Source organism: Paractinoplanes deccanensis (genome assembly GCF_016862115.1).
In the GTDB taxonomy this organism is placed as follows: Bacteria; Actinomycetota; Actinomycetes; order Mycobacteriales; family Micromonosporaceae; genus Actinoplanes; species Actinoplanes deccanensis.
The window spans coordinates 1-930 of record NZ_BOMI01000250.1 but is presented as its reverse complement, the minus strand read 5'-3'; the positions used below and the strand labels follow the sequence as shown (position 1 = coordinate 930).

Annotated in this window: 1 protein-coding gene; it reads left to right on the top strand. The window is 68.1% G+C overall.

The window, feature by feature from the left end; translation table 11 throughout:
• Positions 1-930, top strand: a 930-nt coding sequence (locus Ade02nite_RS48865) for a glycoside hydrolase family 10 protein (RefSeq protein ID WP_275410009.1), incomplete at both ends; no start/stop codon positions are given.

Sequence of the window (930 nt, the reverse complement as noted above, 5' to 3'; positions counted from 1 at the left end):
TCGTCGCGGCCGCGGGCGTGCTGATCGCGATGCCCGGCGCCGAAGCGGCGGAAAGCACCCTGGGCGCCGCGGCCGCGCAGTCGGGCCGCTACTTCGGCACCGCCATCGCCGCCGGCCGGCTGAGCAACTCGACCTACACCACCATCGCCGGCCGCGAGTTCAACATGATCACGGCCGAGAACGAGATGAAGCCGGACGCCACCCAGCCGCAGCGCGGCCAGTTCACCTTCAGCGCCGGCGACCAGATCTACAACTGGGCCACCCAGCGCGGGCTCAAGGTCCGCGGCCACACCCTCGCCTGGCACGCCCAGCAACCAGGATGGATGCAGAGCCTCAGCGGCAGCAGCCTGCGCCAGGCGATGATCGACCACATCAACGGCGTGATGGGCCACTACCGGGGCAAGCTCGCCGCCTGGGACGTCGTCAACGAGGCGTTCAACGAGGACGGCAGCCGCCGCTCCTCCAACCTGCAAGGCACCGGCAACGACTGGATCGAGGTAGCCTTCCGCACCGCCCGCGCCGCCGACCCATCGACCAAGCTCTGCTACAACGACTACAACATCGAGAACTGGTCCTACGGCAAGACGCAGGGCGTCTACAACATGATCCGGGACTTCAAGTCCCGCGGCGTGCCGATCGACTGCGTGGGCCTGCAAACCCACTTCACCGGCGGCAGCTCCCTGCCCGGCAACTTCCAGACCACACTGTCGAGCTTCGCCGCCCTGGGCGTCGACGTCGCACTCACCGAGGTCGACGTCACCAACGCCTCGACCTCCCAGTACGCCGGGCTCACCCAGGCCTGCCTCAACGTGCCCCGCTGCATCGGCATCACCGTCTGGGGCGTCCGCGACAGCGACTCCTGGCGCTCCAACGAAAGCCCCCTGCTGTTCGACAACAACGGCAACAAGAAGCCGGCCTACACCTCGGTGC